The 17,389-nt window shown below is 54.8% G+C and carries 14 protein-coding genes, 2 tRNA genes and 2 rRNA genes; 4 read left to right on the top strand and 14 right to left on the bottom strand.

What is annotated here, in order from left to right:
- Positions 1-8: 8 nt before the first annotated feature.
- The 6 genes from ACJ69_RS22830 to dnaQ form a co-directional block, all read right to left on the bottom strand.
- Positions 9-1,523 (bottom strand): ABC transporter substrate-binding protein, encoded by a 1,515-nt coding sequence (locus ACJ69_RS22830; protein WP_181599678.1) that lies wholly within the window; start codon positions 1,521-1,523, stop codon positions 9-11.
- Between the two features lie 2 nt (positions 1,524-1,525).
- Complete coding sequence (locus ACJ69_RS22825) at positions 1,526-2,608, bottom strand: ABC transporter ATP-binding protein (RefSeq protein WP_059347781.1); 1,083 nt, start codon at positions 2,606-2,608, stop codon at positions 1,526-1,528.
- On the bottom strand, positions 2,605-3,618 hold the full coding sequence (locus ACJ69_RS22820; RefSeq protein ID WP_054829888.1) for an ABC transporter ATP-binding protein: 1,014 nt from the start codon (positions 3,616-3,618) through the stop codon (positions 2,605-2,607). The genes ACJ69_RS22825 and ACJ69_RS22820 overlap by 4 nt, the downstream gene beginning before the upstream one ends.
- Positions 3,615-4,334, bottom strand: a complete 720-nt coding sequence (locus tag ACJ69_RS22815) for a FadR/GntR family transcriptional regulator (RefSeq protein ID WP_054829887.1) — start codon at positions 4,332-4,334, stop codon at positions 3,615-3,617. The genes ACJ69_RS22820 and ACJ69_RS22815 overlap by 4 nt, the downstream gene beginning before the upstream one ends.
- A gap of 379 nt (positions 4,335-4,713) precedes the next feature.
- Positions 4,714-4,790 (bottom strand) — tRNA-Asp (locus ACJ69_RS22810).
- A gap of 132 nt (positions 4,791-4,922) precedes the next feature.
- Positions 4,923-5,654, bottom strand: coding sequence for a DNA polymerase III subunit epsilon (dnaQ, locus tag ACJ69_RS22805; protein ID WP_197937161.1), 732 nt, complete (start codon positions 5,652-5,654; stop codon positions 4,923-4,925).
- Positions 5,655-5,718: 64 nt separating this feature from the next.
- Between dnaQ and rnhA the strand changes: the two genes are divergently transcribed.
- Complete coding sequence (rnhA, locus tag ACJ69_RS22800) at positions 5,719-6,186, top strand: ribonuclease HI (protein ID WP_023334599.1); 468 nt, start codon at positions 5,719-5,721, stop codon at positions 6,184-6,186.
- Here rnhA and ACJ69_RS22795 read toward each other — a convergent pair.
- Complete coding sequence (locus ACJ69_RS22795) at positions 6,183-6,902, bottom strand: class I SAM-dependent methyltransferase (RefSeq protein ID WP_023310484.1); 720 nt, start codon at positions 6,900-6,902, stop codon at positions 6,183-6,185. The genes rnhA and ACJ69_RS22795 overlap by 4 nt on opposite strands.
- A 32-nt stretch (positions 6,903-6,934) precedes the next feature.
- Here ACJ69_RS22795 and gloB point away from each other — a divergent pair, with 32 nt between their 5' ends.
- Both gloB and mltD read left to right on the top strand, forming a co-directional pair.
- Complete coding sequence (gene gloB, locus ACJ69_RS22790) at positions 6,935-7,693, top strand: hydroxyacylglutathione hydrolase (RefSeq protein WP_029739688.1); 759 nt, start codon at positions 6,935-6,937, stop codon at positions 7,691-7,693.
- Between the two features lie 68 nt (positions 7,694-7,761).
- Positions 7,762-9,126, top strand: coding sequence for a murein transglycosylase D (gene mltD / locus ACJ69_RS22785; protein ID WP_054829886.1), 1,365 nt, complete (start codon positions 7,762-7,764; stop codon positions 9,124-9,126).
- 52 nt (positions 9,127-9,178) lie between these two features.
- Here the strand turns inward: mltD and ACJ69_RS22780 are convergent, their stop codons facing one another.
- The 3 genes from ACJ69_RS22780 to ACJ69_RS22770 form a co-directional block, all read right to left on the bottom strand.
- Complete coding sequence (locus tag ACJ69_RS22780; RefSeq protein ID WP_029739686.1) at positions 9,179-9,952, bottom strand: class I SAM-dependent methyltransferase; 774 nt, start codon at positions 9,950-9,952, stop codon at positions 9,179-9,181.
- Between the two features lie 76 nt (positions 9,953-10,028).
- Complete coding sequence (locus ACJ69_RS22775) at positions 10,029-10,829, bottom strand: endonuclease/exonuclease/phosphatase family protein (protein ID WP_024909448.1); 801 nt, start codon at positions 10,827-10,829, stop codon at positions 10,029-10,031.
- 136 nt (positions 10,830-10,965) lie between these two features.
- Complete coding sequence (locus ACJ69_RS22770; protein WP_059347779.1) at positions 10,966-12,141, bottom strand: MFS transporter; 1,176 nt, start codon at positions 12,139-12,141, stop codon at positions 10,966-10,968.
- A 104-nt stretch (positions 12,142-12,245) separates the two neighbouring features.
- Between ACJ69_RS22770 and yafC the strand changes: the two genes are divergently transcribed.
- Positions 12,246-13,151 carry a DNA-binding transcriptional regulator YafC gene (yafC, locus tag ACJ69_RS22765; RefSeq protein WP_029739684.1) on the top strand — a complete coding sequence of 302 codons (906 nt, stop codon included), beginning with the start codon at positions 12,246-12,248 and terminating at the stop codon, positions 13,149-13,151.
- Positions 13,152-13,180: 29 nt separating this feature from the next.
- On the opposite strand, the gene dkgB is transcribed toward yafC, so the two are convergent.
- The 4 genes from dkgB to ACJ69_RS22745 all read right to left on the bottom strand — a co-directional run bounded on the left by dkgB (position 13,181) and on the right by ACJ69_RS22745 (position 17,370).
- The gene (dkgB, locus tag ACJ69_RS22760) at positions 13,181-13,984 is read right to left on the bottom strand and encodes a 2,5-didehydrogluconate reductase DkgB (protein WP_029739683.1); all 804 of its coding nucleotides are present in this window, start codon (positions 13,982-13,984) and stop codon (positions 13,181-13,183) included.
- A 159-nt stretch (positions 13,985-14,143) separates the two neighbouring features.
- Positions 14,144-14,220, bottom strand: a tRNA-Asp gene (locus ACJ69_RS22755).
- A gap of 55 nt (positions 14,221-14,275) precedes the next feature.
- Positions 14,276-14,391 (bottom strand): 5S ribosomal RNA (gene rrf, locus ACJ69_RS22750).
- A gap of 76 nt (positions 14,392-14,467) precedes the next feature.
- Positions 14,468-17,370: ribosomal RNA gene (locus ACJ69_RS22745) — 23S ribosomal RNA — on the bottom strand.
- Between the last annotated feature and the right edge of the window lie 19 nt (positions 17,371-17,389).

The raw sequence follows: 17,389 nt of genomic DNA, 5'->3' as shown, positions 1-17,389 counted from the left end.
CGGGACCTTTATTTCGCCAGCGTCAAACCCGCCAGACGCACGATGCCGTCCGGGTACGGCTTAAAGCCCTGCACGCTTTTGTTGAGACCGAAAATGCGCGGCTCGAAGTAGAGGTAGGCAATCGGCATGTCGGTTTGCAGCTGTTTCACCACCTTGTCGTACAGCGGCTGGCGTGCGGCCTGATCGGTGCTCTGGCGCGCCTGGGTCAGCCACTCATCGACCTGCGCGTTGCTGTAGCGGCCGTCGTTAAGCGTGCCTTTGCTGTTGATAAAGCCGTAGATGCTGCCGTCCGGATCCGGGCGTCCCGACCAGCCGGAGAAGCTCAGCTGATAGTCACCGCTCTGCTGGCGATCGAGCAGCGTAGCGAATTCGGTCATCTGCAGGTTCAGGTTAAATCCGGCCTCGGCGACCATCGCCTGCAATACCTGGCCCACCTGCTGCGAGGTTGGGTTGTTCGGCACCAGCAGGTTGACGGTCAGCGGCGCGGTAACGCCTGCCGCCTTCAGCAGCGCTTTGGCTTTGTCGACGTCACGCGGCGGGACCGGCAGGTTGACGTGATACGGGCTGACCGGGGAAAACGCCTGGTTTGCCGGGGTGTAAAGCCCTTCGAAGACCACCTGATTTAACGCATCGCGGTCGATGGCCTGAGAAAATGCCTCGCGCACGCGGGCGTCCTTGAACGGCTCGTTCGCCGGCACCTTGCCGTTGTTGATGTTGAAGGTGATGCCCTGATAGCCCAGACCGGTCACCTTCGCCAGCGCCAGCTTGCTGTCGGCTTCGACGGTTTTAACGTCGCTGGCGGCGATGCCTTCGGTCAGGTCAAGATCGCCTGCGCGCAGGTTCGCGAGGCGCACGGAGGCATCCGGGATCGGCAGATAGATGATTTTGTCGAAGTGGTAGGCGTCTTTGTTCCAGTAGTTGTCGAAACGGGTCAGAACGATGCGGTCCTGGGACACGCGGCTGTCGAACTTGTACGGGCCAGAGCAGACCGGGTGGGCGGCAAAGTCAGGCTTTTTCGCCGCCTCGGGGGCCATCATCGCGCCCGCACGGTCGGTGAGCTGCATCAGCAGCGCCGCATCAGGCGTTTTCAGGTGCAGCGCAATCTGCATCGGGCCGGTGACCTCGACCGATTCAACGGAGGAGATCTCGCTTTTACGCAGGGAACCTTTCAGAGTCAGGGCGCGGTCGAGGTTGTATTTTGCAGCGGCGGCATCGAATTTCTCACCGTCGTGGAAGGTAACGCCTTCCCGCAGATTGAGCGTCAGGGTTTTACCGTCCTCACTCCACGCCCAGTCTTTAGCCAGGCCGGGGACGACCTTCAGGTTTTCATCCACGTCCACCAGCCTGTCGCACAGGGAGGCAAACACGAAGCGGCCATAGTAGGTTCGCGCCAGATGCGGGTCGAGCATGTCCGGGTCAGCGCCCAGGCCGATTCGCAGCACGCTTTCAGAATGGGCGGGCAGCGCCGCGCCAAGCAACATAACACTTCCCAGTACGGTCAAAAGAGAATTACGCATTGTCATTATCATGAGTTCCTTGAAGGAAGGGACGAGTGAGTGGCCGCGTGTTCAAACAGCGCGCGGCGGCGCAGAAAAGCGGCGGATGGCGGTGCGATCTGAATAACGCTGCGATCGCGGTTGATCTCCTGCCAGCGGTGGCAGGCAACCTGACGTCCACCGTCGAGCACCTGATTGATCGGCTCGACCTGGCGGCATTCATCGGTAACGTACGGGCAGCGGGTGTGGAAACGGCAGCCGGACGGCGGGCTGGCCGGGTTGGGCAGATCCCCCTGCAGCAGCGGCGCGTCGCGTTCAACGCCCGGCTGCATCTGCGGTGCAGACGCAATCAATGCCTGCGTATAGGGGTGCAGCGGCGCGTCAAAAATCTCGTCGACGGTGGCAAGCTCGACGATTTGGCCGAGGTACATGACCGCCACGCGGTCGCTCATATGGCGGATCACCGCCAGACCGTGGGCGACAATCACCATCGTCAGCCCAAGCTGGTGCTTCAGGCTTTCCAGCAGGTTGACTACCTGCGCCTGAACGGAGACGTCCAGCGCGGACACCGGCTCATCGCCCAGCAGCAGCTTCGGTCCCGAGGCCAGCGCGCGCGCAATGCCGATACGCTGGCGCTGTCCGCCGGAAAACTCGTGCGGATAGCGCCCGGCCCAGGCGGCAGGCAGGCCTACGGTTTTGAGCAGCTCGGCAACGCGGTACTGGCGATCCGCTTTTTTCATGTTCTGATGCAGCCACAGCGGCTCTCCGACGATCTGCTCCACCGTCATGCGCGGGTTGAGCGAGGCGAAGGGATCCTGAAAGATGATTTGCAGCTCGCGCCGGAGCTGGTTCAGGCGGACACCGGAGGCGTCGGTGATCTCCTCCCCCTGATAAAACACGCGCCCTTCGCTGGCGGCCAGCAGGCGCAGCAGCAGACGACCGAGCGTAGATTTCCCGGAGCCGGACTCGCCGACGATCGCCAGCGTTTCGCCCGGCATCACGGCAAGCGAAACGCGATCGACCGCCGTGACAAACCGTGCCGGGGTAAAGAGTTTTTTGGGGCCGGGGAAAAGCTTGCTGAGGTCACGGGCTTCAAGAATGGGCGTGGTCATGCGATTTCTCCCAGGGCGATGTGCTGTTCGAGCGGCACGCGGAAGCAGGCGACCTGATGGCCCGCGCCGAGCGTGGAGAGCGACGGTTTTTCAGCATGGCAGCGCGACTGCGCAAACGGACAGCGCGTCGCGAAACGGCAGCCTTTCGGCATGGATTCCGGGAGCGGGACTGCGCCGGGAATGGTGGAGAGCTGGCCCTTGCGTGCGCCAAGAGAAGGAATCGAGCCCATCAGGCCGATGGTGTACGGGTGCTGCGGATCGGCAAAGATGGCCTCCACGCTCCCCTGCTCCACTACCTGTCCGGCATACATCACCGCTACCTGCTGGGCGACTTCTGCCACCACGCCCAAATCGTGGGTGATCATCAGCACCGCCGTGCCGGTTTCCTCTTTTAAGGCGTTGAGCAAGGCGAGGATTTGCGCCTGGATGGTGACGTCGAGCGCGGTGGTGGGCTCGTCGGCAATCAGCAGTTTGGGATGGTTAATCAGCGCCATCGCAATCATCACGCGCTGCCGCATGCCGCCGGAAAGCTGGTGGGGATATGCTTTCAGGCGCATCTCTGCCGCCGGGATCTGTACCTTCTCGAGGATCTGCAGCGCGACCTTCATCGCCTCTGCGCGCGAGACGTTCTGGTGCCGCATAACCGCTTCGCTGAGCTGATCGCCCAGCGTAAACGCCGGATTGAGCGAGGTCATCGGCTCCTGGAAAATCATCGCCAGCTCGCTGCCGCGCAGGTCGGCATATTCCCGCGGCGAGAGCTTTCGCAGATCGTGGCGGCGAAACTGCATCTCACCGCTGACAATCTGCGCGCTGGCGGGCAGTAACCCCATCAGCGCCAGTGAGGTGATACTTTTCCCGCAGCCGGACTCTCCCACCAGCGCCAGCGTTTCGCCCGCCCTGACGGTCAGCGAGATACCATCAAGCACGCTAACCGGCGAGCCAGCAAACGTAACGTTGAGGTTTTGCACCCGCAATACGGGCGTGGCGTCCTTAAAGGGTATTGTCGTCATGGCGTGAAGTCGTCCTCAAGGTGGATCGCCTGAATCAGGGCGGTTTGCAGGCTGAGCAGGTGTTCGCGCATGGCGGCCGCGGCTTCATTAGGCTGGCGATGGATAATCGCAGACATGATCTTATGGTGGTGGTCGTTATAGCTGTCGACACGTTCGGGAGTGCGTGCCAGCTCGCGCAGATGCTGCCAGCCCGGTTCACGCCGCACGGCATCAATGGCATCAAACAGGCCGAGCATCAGACGGTTGCCCGCCGCCTCGGCAATCGCCCGGTGAAAGGCGCTGTCCCAGAGTTCGTTGAGATCGCGGTCGTCCGGGCTGACCTTGTCGATGCGTTCCAGCATGCGCTGCATGAGCGCGAGGTTTTCCCTGGTGGCACGCAGTGCCGCAAGCCGGGCTAAGCCGGGTTCGAGCTGTAGACGAGCTTCCATCACTTCCAGAAGGTTGGTCTGCTGAACCAATCCCTGAAGGGCCAGCGGTTCAACAGGTGCCGCCGGGCCTATAAAGGTCCCTTTGCCCTGCTTACGCCAGATGCGCCCCTCTTCTTCCAGCACGTCCAGCGCGCGACGCACTTCACGTCGTCCTACGCCGAGAGTGTCCGACAGCTCACGTTCCGTGGGCAGCGGTATGCCTGGTGTTGACTCATGCTGGTTGATAAGCCCGCGCAGCTGCTCAAGCGCGGTGCTGGAATTTGCCAGAAACCGTGACGGTCTTTCCATATTGGTTCGCTCGCTTTCATCATTGCTTTATTTTTATTAACGATAAGTTATTGATATGGAATGAAGCTTATCGTGCTAATGATTAAGCAATAACCAAACCAATACGCAATTGGTTCGGTGTTTTTTTGGAAAGCGGGAGATAACCAAATGATTCTGCGTGAATTATTTTTACAGAAAGAAACATTCTGAATGAGGTATTAAGAGAGGAGCGGCGATGAAATGCACAACCATAGTGCAAATAATGCACTACATGCGTGCAATTGTTAATTAATTGCACCATGTTTATTAACTTTTTGTTAACGATAAGGAAGGGGATAAGATGACAGAAGGCTGAAACGACGAAGGCCTGAATCATTTCTGATTCAGGCCTTCTGAATAGTGGCGGAACGGACGGGACTCGAACCCGCGACCCCCTGCGTGACAGGCAGGTATTCTAACCGACTGAACTACCGCTCCACTGTTCCCGTTTGGGGAACGAGGCGCATATTACGGTGCGCCTCCGATCTCGTCAACGCTTTTTCTCACGTTTTGAATCGTTTGCTGCAAAAATCGCCCAAACGATGATTTTACAGGCATTCCGGCGTTTTTTCAGGCGCGCCACATGCAGCTGCCGCCCTTCTTCTGGACCAGATCAAGCCGGGATTCGTGGTTAAGAAGCTCTTCATCGCTGGCTAAAACAACCCGCAAGCGGCTTGCCTGGCGGACAACACGCTGAATGCCCGCTTCGCCTTGCGTCTGCTGGGATTCATTTTCCATACTGAACTTCATTGACGTCTGCCCGCCGGTCATCGTCAGATAGACATCGGCCAGGATCTGGGCATCGAGCAACGCCCCGTGAAGCGTTCGCTTGGTGTTGTCTATCTCGTAGCGCGAGCAAAGTGCATCCAGGCTGTTACGCTTGCCGGGGAACATCTTCCTTGCCAGCGCCAGGCTGTCCGTCACCTTACAGAAGGTGCTCGTCTTCGGAATATCACGATTAAGCTTGCTGAATTCATAATCCATAAAGCCGATATCGAACGATGCGTTATGGATGACAAGCTCGGCGCCCTTGATATATTCCAGGAACTCGTCAGCGACATCCGCAAAAGTCGGCTTATCCAGCAAGAACTCATCGGCAATACCGTGAACGCCGAACGCTTCCGGATCAACCAGCCGATCGGGTTTGAGGTAGACGTGGAAGTTGTTCCCCGTAAGACGACGGTTCACCACTTCAACGGCGCCGATCTCGATGATCTTATGTCCTTCGTAGTGCGCGCCGATCTGGTTCATACCGGTGGTTTCGGTATCGAGGACAATCTGGCGAGTAATTGCAGTGCTCATAGCGGTCATTTATGTCAGACTTATCGTTTAACTGAACGTTTCGAATACAGGAAGTCTACCAGAGATGCGTAAACAGGTAGAAATTTTCACCGATGGATCTTGTCTCGGTAACCCAGGACCCGGCGGCTACGGCGCGATTATGCGCTATCGCCAGCACGAAAAAACCTTTAGCGAAGGCTATTTTCTGACCACCAACAACCGGATGGAGTTGATGGCGGCCATCGTGGCGCTGGAGGCGTTAAAAGAACATTGTGACGTGGTGCTAAGCACCGACAGTCAGTACGTGCGTCAGGGGATCACCCAGTGGATCCATAACTGGAAAAAACGCGGCTGGAAAACCGCCGATAAGAAGCCGGTCAAGAACGTCGATCTCTGGAAACGTCTTGATGCTGCGCTGGGCCAGCACCAGATTAAGTGGGAGTGGGTTAAAGGCCACGCAGGCCATCCGGAAAACGAACGCTGCGACGAACTGGCGCGTGCTGCGGCATCCAATCCCGCACATGAAGATGCGGGCTATCAGCCCGACGTCTAATCGGTTTTTTTGTACTGCCGCGTGGCGCCGACGGTCTGGCGGATGGGCGTTTTCGACTTGCTCTGCTTCATAGGGTTAAGCGTAAGGGGAATGGTTCGCTTACGCGCAACGATAAACTGCAAACAGCCTAATGCGGGGAGATGGGTGCTCAGTACCACGCCCCCCTGCCTCGCCCAGGGCAGCACCTGAAAACCACCGTAGCAAAGCACTTCAAAGTTCAGCAATGAAAGCCAGTCGAGCTGACGCATCATGGTGAACATCCGGCTGTTGTAAGGTGGAGTCCGGCGTAGCACCGGAACCAGCTTACGCAGGCCCATCAGGCTTAGCGGATTGAATCCGCTAAGTACCAGCCAGCCGTCATCAATCAGCACGCGATCGGCTTCGCGAAGCAGACGATGCGGATCGCTGCACCAGGGTAGCGTATGTGCGAGCAAACACGCATCGACGGATTTTTCCGCAAACGGCAAATGCAACGGGTCTGCCTTCACCTGAACCGGCGATCCGCCGAGAGAGACGTTAACCTGATGCGAGATAGCGCAGCTTTCGGTATTGATTTCCGCGCTGAGATTGCCAATCTTAAGCAGGTGAAAGCCATACATTTTCGCGAGCCAGGGCTTCAGCTGCTGTTCTAACGCTTCGCGATAGTATTCACCCCAGGGCAATTCCGCCCAACGTTCCGGTGCTGCGACAGTCTGAGGTATCCTTGCCGGTTTCATCAAAACACCCGCCACGCTCTAAGAGGTAATGTATGAATCTTATCAGTATTCCAGCGTTTCAGGACAATTACATCTGGGTTTTGGTTGACGACGATCGCCGATGCGTCATTGTCGATCCCGGAGAGTCCGCCCCTGTACTGCACGCCATAAAAGAGAACGGCTGGCAGCCAGAAGCCATTCTGTTGACGCATCATCATAACGATCACACTGGCGGCGTGCCTGAACTGCGCGCCCATTTTCCGCATCTTGTGGTTTACGGACCGGCAGAGGCACAAGATAAGGGAATCACGCATGTAGTCGAAGAAGGCGAAAATATCCTCATACGCGAGTGGGAGTTTTCCGTATTTGCCACACCAGGTCACACTTTGGGACATCTGTGTTTCTACAGTAAACCTTATCTTTTTTGCGGCGACACGCTGTTCTCCGGAGGCTGCGGAAGACTGTTTGAAGGCACGCCAGCTCAAATGTATCAGTCTTTACAGAAGATTAACGCGCTACCCGATGAGACGCTCATTTGTTGCGCCCACGAGTATACATTAGGAAATATGAAGTTTGCCGTGAGCCTCTTACCCGAGGATCGAGCGATTCAGGATTATTATCACAAAGTGAAGGAGTTACGTGCAAAAAACCAAAAAACACTGCCCGTAATTCTGAAAAACGAGCGCCAAATTAATTTATTTTTACGAACAGATGATATTGATTTAATTAATAAAATTAACCAAGAAACAAATTTGCAACAACCAGAACAACGATTTGCATGGTTAAGGTCAAAGAAAGATAACTTCAGATAATTGCGGGTTGCCTTTTCAAAATTTCGCCGTTATCATCGCTCGTCTTTTAAGCAACTATTGACACACACATGAAGGCAAAAGCGATATTACTCGCCTCTGTCCTGCTTGTAGGTTGCCAGTCGCAAAACGGCAGCAACGTACAACAGCACGCACAGAGCCTTTCTGCGGCTGGTCAAGGGGAAGCAGGGAAGTTTGCAAGTTCGGCGCGATGGATGGACGATGGAACATCTTACGCGCAGGATCAAGACTTGTGGACCTCTATTGGCGACGAGCTAAAGATGGGAATTCCGGAAAATCCCCGGATTCGCGAACAGAAACAGAAGTATTTAAGTAATAAGAGCTATCTCCACGATGTAACGTTACGGGCAGAGCCGTATATGTACTGGATAGCCGGGCAAGTTAAGAAACGTAACATGCCTATGGAGCTGGTACTCCTACCCATAGTGGAGAGCGCTTTTGACCCACACGCGACGTCTGGCGCCAATGCCGCAGGCATTTGGCAGATCATTCCGAGCACCGGGCGAAACTATGGTCTGAAACAGACCCGCAACTATGATGCGCGTCGCGATGTTGTCGCTTCAACGACAGCCGCTCTCGACATGATGCAACGTCTGAACAAGATGTTTGACGGCGACTGGCTGTTAACTGTCGCAGCGTATAATAGTGGCGAAGGTCGTGTACTGAAGGCAATGAAAGCGAATAAAGCACGGGGTAAATCCACCGATTTTTGGTCGCTCTCACTGCCACAGGAAACAAAGATTTACGTACCGAAAATGCTGGCATTGAGCGATATTCTCAAGAACAGCAAGCGTTACGGTGTACAACTGCCAACACCAGACGAAAGTCGTGCACTGGCGCGTGTTCGCCTCAGCAATCCGGTTGATATTCAACAGGTTGCTGATATGACGGGTATGTCGGTAAGTAAATTGAAAACCTTTAATGCTGGCGTTAAAGGCTCAACTCTGGGGGCAAGTGGCCCGCAGTATGTAATGGTTCCGCAGAAACATGCCGAGCAGTTACGCGAGTCTTTAGCTTCTGGTGAAATCGCCGCCGTTCAGTCAACGCTGATCGCGGATGCATCATCAGTTAACAGCCGCAGCTATAAGGTTCGTGCAGGTGATACGCTTTCGGGCATTGCGTCACGTCTTGGCGTGAATGCGAAAGATCTGCAGCAGTGGAATAACCTGCGCAGCTCCGGCCTGAAAGTGGGTCAGACTCTGACGGTAGGTGCAGGTAGCAGCGCACAGCGTCTCGCCAGCAACAGCGATAGCATCACCTATCGCGTGCGCAAGGGTGATTCACTGTCCAGTATCGCAAAACGACACGGCGTAAACATCAAGGATGTGATGCGCTGGAACAATGATACTGACAACCTGAAACCAGGCGACCAGTTGACGCTGTTTGTGAAGAACAGCGCGACGCCAGACTCCTGATAACACGATCGAAAGATAAAAAGGCACCGATTCCCCTCGGTGCCTTTTTTGTTTATCCCGCTTTTTGCGCTTCGGCCATGATGGTATCGCTGGTAAACGATCCATCTTCCTGCAGTTCAAAGTACGCTTTTACCTCCGCGGACGCACTCTCCTGATAGAGCCTGATCGCCTGGCTTAATGCTTCCGGGGTGCGCATACGCGCGATCCAGGAGCTGAACTCCAGCGGTAAGCGGTCTGTAATCAACGCGCGCGCGATCAGCCCTGCTTCAGTGATAAACGACAACCACTCTCCGCTGGCATAGTTTTGCACGTGTGAGGTATCGCGCAGCGCTTCGACCGTCTGCAGCCAGATATTGCGCACCGGATGTCCAGGGGACATCACATCCATAATAATGAAGATGCCACCCGGCTTCAGAACACGTTTGACCTCGCGCAATGCCTGGCCGACATCGTGCCAGTGGTGAGCAGAATAACGGCTGATAACCACCTCAAACGACGCATCGTCAAAAGGTAAAGATTCGGCATAGCCCTGGCGCGTATCAATGTTGTCCAGCCCCTTTGTTCTCGCCGCCTCGGCAACAACGTCCAGCATCTGGCTGGATAAGTCATACGCGGTAACGTGCGCGACCTGCTGTGCAGCGGCAAAGCTGGCGTGCCCTGCCCCGCAGCCTAAATCAAGCACGTGCGCCTGCGGGAACGCCGCCAGACGCTCACCGAGACGCACCAGATCGCGGCCAGAAGCATGCACGGCGCTGCTCAGATAGGCACTTGCCTGAGAACCAAACTGTTTTTCTACGTTGTCATGATGGGAGCGTGTTGTTGTCATCGTACTGTCCTTTGTTGGTTAAAAATAAAAGGGCAGCACCCGCGCAGGTCTGCCCCACGGCAGACCTGACACACCATTATTTATCAGGTTTGCCGGGACTGAATTCAACTAGTAGAGGATTGTGATCGGAGGCGCGCGTCACCAGAACAGAGGCGTCATGCACGCTCAAACCACGATAGAAGACAAAATCGAGAGGACGACCAAAGGCTTTTTTACGCTGGTCATCGCTAAAGCGAACTTCACGCAGCGACATTTCACGCGCAAAGCGATACAGCGCATTCATGCGCGGACGGCTCCAGGCGTTGAAATCGCCTGCCATAATGATGGGGCCGCTGTGATGGGCAATCTGATCGCCAATCGGAAGTAGCTGTTTACTGTAGACATCCACGCCCAGGCTGAAATTGACCGCATGGATGTTCACGACCATCAGCATTCGGGTATCCGGCAGCGGATAGACCGTCACCAGCGCCGATTTCGCCAGACGCAGGATAGGCTCACGTTCACGCAGAGGACAGCAATAGACCGGATGTGCTGCTGAAAGTGTCATCACACCCGAGGGGTGTTGTGGCAGGACAAATGCAGGCACCTGGTCGGCGGCAAGATAGTTCGTGGTGGCAAACCGTACCAGCTCAGGAGTAGTTTGCGCCTCCTGAAGCAGAACCAGATGGGCATCTTTTCCAAAATTCTTGAGCACCGATAACCATTCGGCACGCTGCTGCTTAAAGATATTCCACACCAGTACACGGATTTTCTCATCGCTGCTTAACGGTGTGCCGGCGGGTAATGCCTGGCTTATGCTCGCAAATGACCCCGGAGGCAAGATCCTCTCCGCGGGCATTCCGGCAACATAACGCATGGCATAGGTATTTTTTCGCACTTTTGGAAACAGCCTCTGTAACATGAACCAGCCCGGAAAACGGACTGGTTCTAATGTTATAGGGACTTTAGGTCATACTTTCAACGCAATTTCTGAGAAACCGCTTTCCAGTTTTGTAAGCAAGCACTTACTGATGTTAACCCAGCGCGACGCGAGCAGGTTTATCAAGGCGCCCACTCAGGCCAATCAGCAGGAAGGCCACCAGGACAATCACCGCGCCAATCCACGGGGTCTGGGTTAACCCAACATGCGCTACGGTTTGCCCGCCAATGATGGAGCCCAGCGCGATGCCAATATTAAATGCGGCAATGTTCAGACCCGATGCCACATCCACCGCATTTGGCGTATAGAGCTCGGCTTTCTGGACAACGTAAACCTGAAGCCCGGGCACATTACCAAAGGCAAAGATCCCCATGACCAGCACCGTGACCAGCGCGGCGTAGTGTACTGAAGCCGTGAACTGGAAAATCATCAGCAGAACCACCAGGGCGGCGAAGATGAATTTCAGCGCCGGTACAGCACCATGCTTATCCGCAAGCTTGCCACCCCAGATATTGCCAATGGCAACGGAAATACCGTATCCCAGCAAAATCCAGCTCACGGCATTGGGGGAAAAGCCAGCCAGATCCTGCATCATCGGCGCCAGGAAGGTAAAAGCGGTGAATACGCCGCCATAGCCCAGTGCCGTAACCGCGTAGATAATCAGCAACCGCGGATGCGTGAGCACCTTCAGCTGATCGCGCAGGCTGGCGCTCGCCCGGCCTGGAATATTCGACGGTACCAGCAGCAGGCTGGTCACCAGGGCGATAACACCCAGCAAGGAGACTGCCAGGAACGTTTCACGCCAGCCGAAGTGTTGCCCGATGAACGTTCCCAGCGGTACGCCCGTAACGAGTGCGACGGTCAGCCCACCAAACATGATCGCAATGGCTGAAGCCGCTTTCTCTTTGGGTACCAGGCTGGTTGCAATAGTGGAGCCAATCGAGAAGAACACGCCGTGTGCAAGGCCGGTCAACAGACGGGCAATCACCAGCGTGGTGTAGTCCGGCGCCTGCCAGGCCAGAACGTTGCCAGTGGTGAACAGCACCATCAGCGCGACTAACAGCTGCTTACGCGGAAAACGTCCGGTCAGGGCTGTCAGCACTGGCGCACCGACGGCGACGCCCAGGGCGTAGATTGATACCAGCAACCCCGCAGAGGGTAACGAGATCGCAAGCTGGTTAGCAATAGTAGGAACCAGACCCACGATAACAAATTCGGTCGTGCCAATTGCGAAGGCACTGATCGTCAGGGCAAGTAGCGCCAGTGGCATAAAATACTCCGTATCATCAGGATTAAGATGACAGGCAGTATGCGCCAGTGCTTAAATAACAAAAATGGTCAAAATCTCAATAGAATTTTGCAGGTGGTGCAACAATGAAAGCAACATCGGAAGAGCTGACAATCTTTGTCGCCGTCGTTGAAAGCGGCAGCTTTAGCCGCGCGGCCGAACAGCTGGGACAGGCTAATTCGGCCATCAGCCGTTCGGTAAAAAAACTGGAGATGAAGCTTGGAGTGAGTCTGCTCAACCGAACGACGCGGCAGCTGAGCCTGACGGAAGAAGGAGAGCGTTACTTCCGCCGCGTGCAGTCGGTATTGCAGGAGATGGCTGCAGCGGAGACGGAGATTATGGAGACCCGCAGCACGCCGCGTGGATTGCTGCGCATTGATGCGGCCACGCCGGTGGTGCTTCACTTTCTGATGCCGCTGATCAAACCTTTCCGCGAACGCTATCCGGAGATGACGCTTTCTCTGGTCTCCTCAGAGACGTTTATCAACCTCATCGAGCGTAAAGTAGATGTGGCGATCCGGGCGGGAACCCTCACAGATTCAAGCTTGCGTGCCCGACCTCTGTTTGCCAGCTACCGCAAAATTATCGCATCACCAGAGTATATTGCCGAACATGGTAAACCTGAGACGGTTGAAGAATTGAAGCAGCATCTGTGCCTGGGCTTTACGGAGCCGGTGTCGCTAAACACCTGGCCTGTCGCCTGTCATGATGGTCAACTTTATGAAATTACCTGCGGGTTATCCTCAAACAGCGGGGAAACGCTGAAGCAGCTTTGTCTTGAAGGAAACGGGATCGCCTGCTTGTCCGACTATATGATTGATAAGGAAATAGCGCGGGGTGAACTGGTGGAGCTGATGGCCGACAAACGTCTGCCGGTCGAAATGCCCTTTAGCGCAGTGTATTACAGTGACAGAGCGGTAAGCACGCGCATTCGCGCCTTTATTGACTTCCTGAGTGAGCATATAAAAACAGCTCCCGGAGGAGCTGTGTGAGGGTTCAGGTTACAGAGGGCGGGTCAAACTTAATCCCAGTCAGGAGCTAAACCTTCCGGGCTTACCAGGCGATCGTTGCACTCCAGTGCTGCGATCGCTTTTTTATCGTCAGCATCCAGATGAAGATCCGCTGCTAACAGGTTGCTGGCCAGGTTTTCACGCTTAGTTGATGATGGGATCACTGCATAACCTTCACCCATTGCCCATGCCAGAATGACCTGCGCAGCAGTGGCGTTATGTTTCTCTGCGATACGCGTAATCACTTCATCTTTCAGCGCTTTACCGTAGGCCAGCGTCATGTATGAAGTGATGTGGATCCCGTGCTGTTTTGCCCAGTCCACGACTTTGCGGTTTTGCAGGTATGGAGACAGCTCAATCTGGTTGGTCGCAATATTTTCTGCGCCAACAGCGGCAATGGCTTTTTCCATCAGCGGAATGGTGAAGTTGGAGATCCCAATTTCACGGGTTAAGCCCTGCTTTTTCGCTTCCAGCAGCGCCTGCATGAATTCTTCTACTGAGACGGCATCATTCGGTGATGGCCAGTGGATCAGCGTCAGATCTACGTAGTCAGTACGCAGTTTTTTCAGGCTCTCTTTCAGGCTAGGGATCAGCTTATCTTTGCTGAGATTCTCAATCCAGATTTTCGTGGTGATAAACAGTTCGTTACGCGGAACACCACTCTCTTCGAGAGCTTGTCCAACGGCTGCTTCATTTTCATAGATCTGTGCCGTATCAACTGCACGATAACCCAGTTCGAGTGCGGTTTTAACCGATGCGATAACAACGTCGTCTTTCAGGCGGAAAGTGCCCAGACCAAATGCAGGGAGAGTCATACTATTCCTCAATCATTATGTTCGTAAACTGAGGAAGATTATCGCTGGCGTTGTTATAGAGAAAAAGATCGCAAAACGCAGAGGATTTTTGCTAATTTCGCAATAATTAAACGTCAGATAAGAAAAAGCCCTGAACGTGAGCTCAGGGCTTTTAATAAGTGGCGGAACGGACGGGACTCGAACCCGCGACCCCCTGCGTGACAGGCAGGTATTCTAACCGACTGAACTACCGCTCCACCGAAGACTGCTGTAACCACCGGATTTATGCACCGGCTTACTACTTAATTTGATGCCTGGCAGTTCCCTACTCTCACATGGGGAGACCCCACACTACCATCGGCGCTACGGCGTTTCACTTCTGAGTTCGGCATGGGGTCAGGTGGGACCACCGCGCTAAAGCCGCCAGGCAAATTCTGTTAAATCTGTATCAAAGCTGAAATTTGATTGTCTGTCTCTCGTCCGCCGAAACAGCTTCGGCGTTGTAAGGTTAAGCCTCACGGTTCATTAGTATCGGTTAGCTCAACGCATCGCTGCGCTTACACACCCGACCTATCAACGTCGTAGTCTTCAACGTTCCTTCAGGACCCTTAAAGGGTCAGGGAGAACTCATCTCGGGGCAAGTTTCGTGCTTAGATGCTTTCAGCACTTATCTTTTCCGCATTTAGCTACCGGGCAGTGCCATTGGCATGACAACCCGAACACCAGTGATGCGTCCACTCCGGTCCTCTCGTACTAGGAGCAGCCCCCTCAATTCTCCAGCGCCCACGGCAGATAGGGACCGAACTGTCTCACGACGTTCTAAACCCAGCTCGCGTACCACTTTAAATGGCGAACAGCCATACCCTTGGGACCTACTTCAGCCCCAGGATGTGATGAGCCGACATCGAGGTGCCAAACACCGCCGTCGATATGAACTCTTGGGCGGTATCAGCCTGTTATCCCCGGAGTACCTTTTATCCGTTGAGCGATGGCCCTTCCATTCAGAACCACCGGATCACTATGACCTGCTTTCGCACCTGCTCGAGCCGTCACTCTCGCAGTCAAGCTAGCTTATGCCATTGCACTAACCTCCTGATGTCCGACCAGGATTAGCTAACCTTCGTGCTCCTCCGTTACTCTTTGGGAGGAGACCGCCCAGTCAAACTACCCACCAGACACTGTCCGCAACCCGGATTACGGGTCTACGTTAGAACACCAGCCATTAAAGGGTGGTATTTCAAGGTTGGCTCCACGCAGACTGGCGTCCACGCTTCAAAGCCTCCCACCTATCCTACACATCAAGGACCAGTGTTCAGTGTCAAGCTATAGTAAAGGTTCACGGGGTCTTTCCGTCTTGCCGCGGGTACACTGCATCTTCACAGCGAGTTCAATTTCACTGAGTCTCGGGTGGAGACAGCCTGGCCATCATTACGCCATTCGTGCAGGTCGGAACTTACCCGACAAGGAATTTCGCTACCTTAGGACCGTTATAGTTACGGCCGCCGTTTACCGGGGCTTCGATCAAGAGCTTCGCGTTGCCGCTAACCCCATCAATTAACCTTCCGGCACCGGGCAGGCGTCACACCGTATACGTCCACTTTCGTGTTTGCACAGTGCTGTGTTTTTAATAAACAGTTGCAGCCAGCTGGTATCTTCGACTGATTTCAGCTCCACCCGCAGGGGCTTCACCTACATATCAGCGTGCCTTCTCCCGAAGTTACGGCACCATTTTGCCTAGTTCCTTCACCCGAGTTCTCTCAAGCGCCTTGGTATTCTCTACCTGACCACCTGTGTCGGTTTGGGGTACGATTTGATGTTACCTGATGCTTAGAGGCTTTTCCTGGAAGCAGGGCATTTGTTACTTCAGCACCGTAGTGCCTCGTCATCACACCTCAGCGTTAAAAGGTACCGGATTTACCTGGAACCTCCGCCTACATGCTTAAACCGGGACAACCGTCGCCCGGCTAACATAGCCTTCTCCGTCCCCCCTTCGCAGTAACACCAAGTACAGGAATATTAACCTGTTTCCCATCGACTACGCCTTTCGGCCTCGCCTTAGGGGTCGACTCACCCTGCCCCGATTAACGTTGGACAGGAACCCTTGGTCTTCCGGCGAGCGGGCTTTTCACCCGCTTTATCGTTACTTATGTCAGCATTCGCACTTCTGATACCTCCAGCATGCCTCACAGCACACCTTCAACGGCTTACAGAACGCTCCCCTACCCAACAACGCCTAAGCGTCGCTGCCGCAGCTTCGGTGCATGGTTTAGCCCCGTTACATCTTCCGCGCAGGCCGACTCGACCAGTGAGCTATTACGCTTTCTTTAAATGATGGCTGCTTCTAAGCCAACATCCTGGCTGTCTGTGCCTTCCCACATCGTTTCCCACTTAACCATGACTTTGGGACCTTAGCTGGCGGTCTGGGTTGTTTCCCTCTTCACGACGGACGTTAGCACCCGCCGTGTGTCTCCCGTGATAACATTCTTCGGTATTCGTAGTTTGCATCGGGTTGGTAAGCCGGGATGGCCCCCTAGCCGAAACAGTGCTCTACCCCCGAAGATGAGTTCACGAGGCGCTACCTAAATAGCTTTCGGGGAGAACCAGCTATCTCCCGGTTTGATTGGCCTTTCACCCCCAGCCACAAGTCATCCGCTAATTTTTCAACATTAGTCGGTTCGGTCCTCCAGTTAGTGTTACCCAACCTTCAACCTGCCCATGGCTAGATCACCGGGTTTCGGGTCTATACCCTGCAACTTAACGCCCAGTTAAGACTCGGTTTCCCTTCGGCTCCCCTATACGGTTAACCTTGCTACAGAATATAAGTCGCTGACCCATTATACAAAAGGTACGCAGTCACACCACGAAGGTGCTCCCACTGCTTGTACGTACACGGTTTCAGGTTCTTTTTCACTCCCCTCGCCGGGGTTCTTTTCGCCTTTCCCTCACGGTACTGGTTCACTATCGGTCAGTCAGGAGTATTTAGCCTTGGAGGATGGTCCCCCCATATTCAGACAGGATACCACGTGTCCCGCCCTACTCTTCGAGTTCACAACCTGTGTGCTTTCGTGTACGGGGCTGTCACCCTGTATCGCCGGACTTTCCAGACCGTTCCACTAACACACAAGCTGATTCAGACTCTGGGCTGCTCCCCGTTCGCTCGCCGCTACTGGGGGAATCTCGGTTGATTTCTTTTCCTCGGGGTACTTAGATGTTTCAGTTCCCCCGGTTCGCCTCGTTAACCTATGTATTCAGTTAACGATAGTGCAACGAATTGCACTGGGTTTCCCCATTCGGACATCGCCGGGTCAAAGGTTCATATCACCTCGCCGGCGCTTTTCGCAGATTAGCACGTCCTTCATCGCCTCTGACTGCCAGGGCATCCACCGTGTACGCTTAGTCGCTTAACCTCACAACCCGAAGATGTTT

It is taken from the genome of Enterobacter asburiae (assembly GCF_001521715.1).
GTDB classification, from domain to species: domain Bacteria; phylum Pseudomonadota; class Gammaproteobacteria; order Enterobacterales; family Enterobacteriaceae; genus Enterobacter; species Enterobacter asburiae.
The sequence above is the reverse complement of the archived record's forward strand: the minus strand, read 5'-3'. Positions and strand labels throughout refer to the sequence as shown.

Excerpts from the sequence above, each read along its gene's own strand:
- ACJ69_RS22815 (WP_054829887.1), bottom strand. The coding sequence starts at position 4,334 with ATGGAAAGACCGTCACGGTTTCTGGCAAATTCCAGCACCGCGCTTGAG.
- yafC (WP_029739684.1), top strand. The coding sequence starts at position 12,246 with ATGAAAGCAACATCGGAAGAGCTGACAATCTTTGTCGCCGTCGTTGAA.
- ACJ69_RS22820 (WP_054829888.1), bottom strand. The coding sequence starts at position 3,618 with ATGACGACAATACCCTTTAAGGACGCCACGCCCGTATTGCGGGTGCAA.
- ACJ69_RS22830 (WP_181599678.1), bottom strand. The coding sequence starts at position 1,523 with ATGACAATGCGTAATTCTCTTTTGACCGTACTGGGAAGTGTTATGTTG.
- ACJ69_RS22780 (WP_029739686.1), bottom strand. The coding sequence starts at position 9,952 with ATGACAACAACACGCTCCCATCATGACAACGTAGAAAAACAGTTTGGT.
- dkgB (WP_029739683.1), bottom strand. The coding sequence starts at position 13,984 with ATGACTCTCCCTGCATTTGGTCTGGGCACTTTCCGCCTGAAAGACGAC.
- mltD (WP_054829886.1), top strand. The coding sequence starts at position 7,762 with ATGAAGGCAAAAGCGATATTACTCGCCTCTGTCCTGCTTGTAGGTTGC.
- ACJ69_RS22795 (WP_023310484.1), bottom strand. The coding sequence starts at position 6,902 with ATGAAACCGGCAAGGATACCTCAGACTGTCGCAGCACCGGAACGTTGG.
- ACJ69_RS22770 (WP_059347779.1), bottom strand. The coding sequence starts at position 12,141 with ATGCCACTGGCGCTACTTGCCCTGACGATCAGTGCCTTCGCAATTGGC.
- rnhA (WP_023334599.1), top strand. The coding sequence starts at position 5,719 with ATGCGTAAACAGGTAGAAATTTTCACCGATGGATCTTGTCTCGGTAAC.
- ACJ69_RS22825 (WP_059347781.1), bottom strand. The coding sequence starts at position 2,608 with ATGACCACGCCCATTCTTGAAGCCCGTGACCTCAGCAAGCTTTTCCCC.
- gloB (WP_029739688.1), top strand. The coding sequence starts at position 6,935 with ATGAATCTTATCAGTATTCCAGCGTTTCAGGACAATTACATCTGGGTT.
- dnaQ (WP_197937161.1), bottom strand. The coding sequence starts at position 5,654 with ATGAGCACTGCAATTACTCGCCAGATTGTCCTCGATACCGAAACCACC.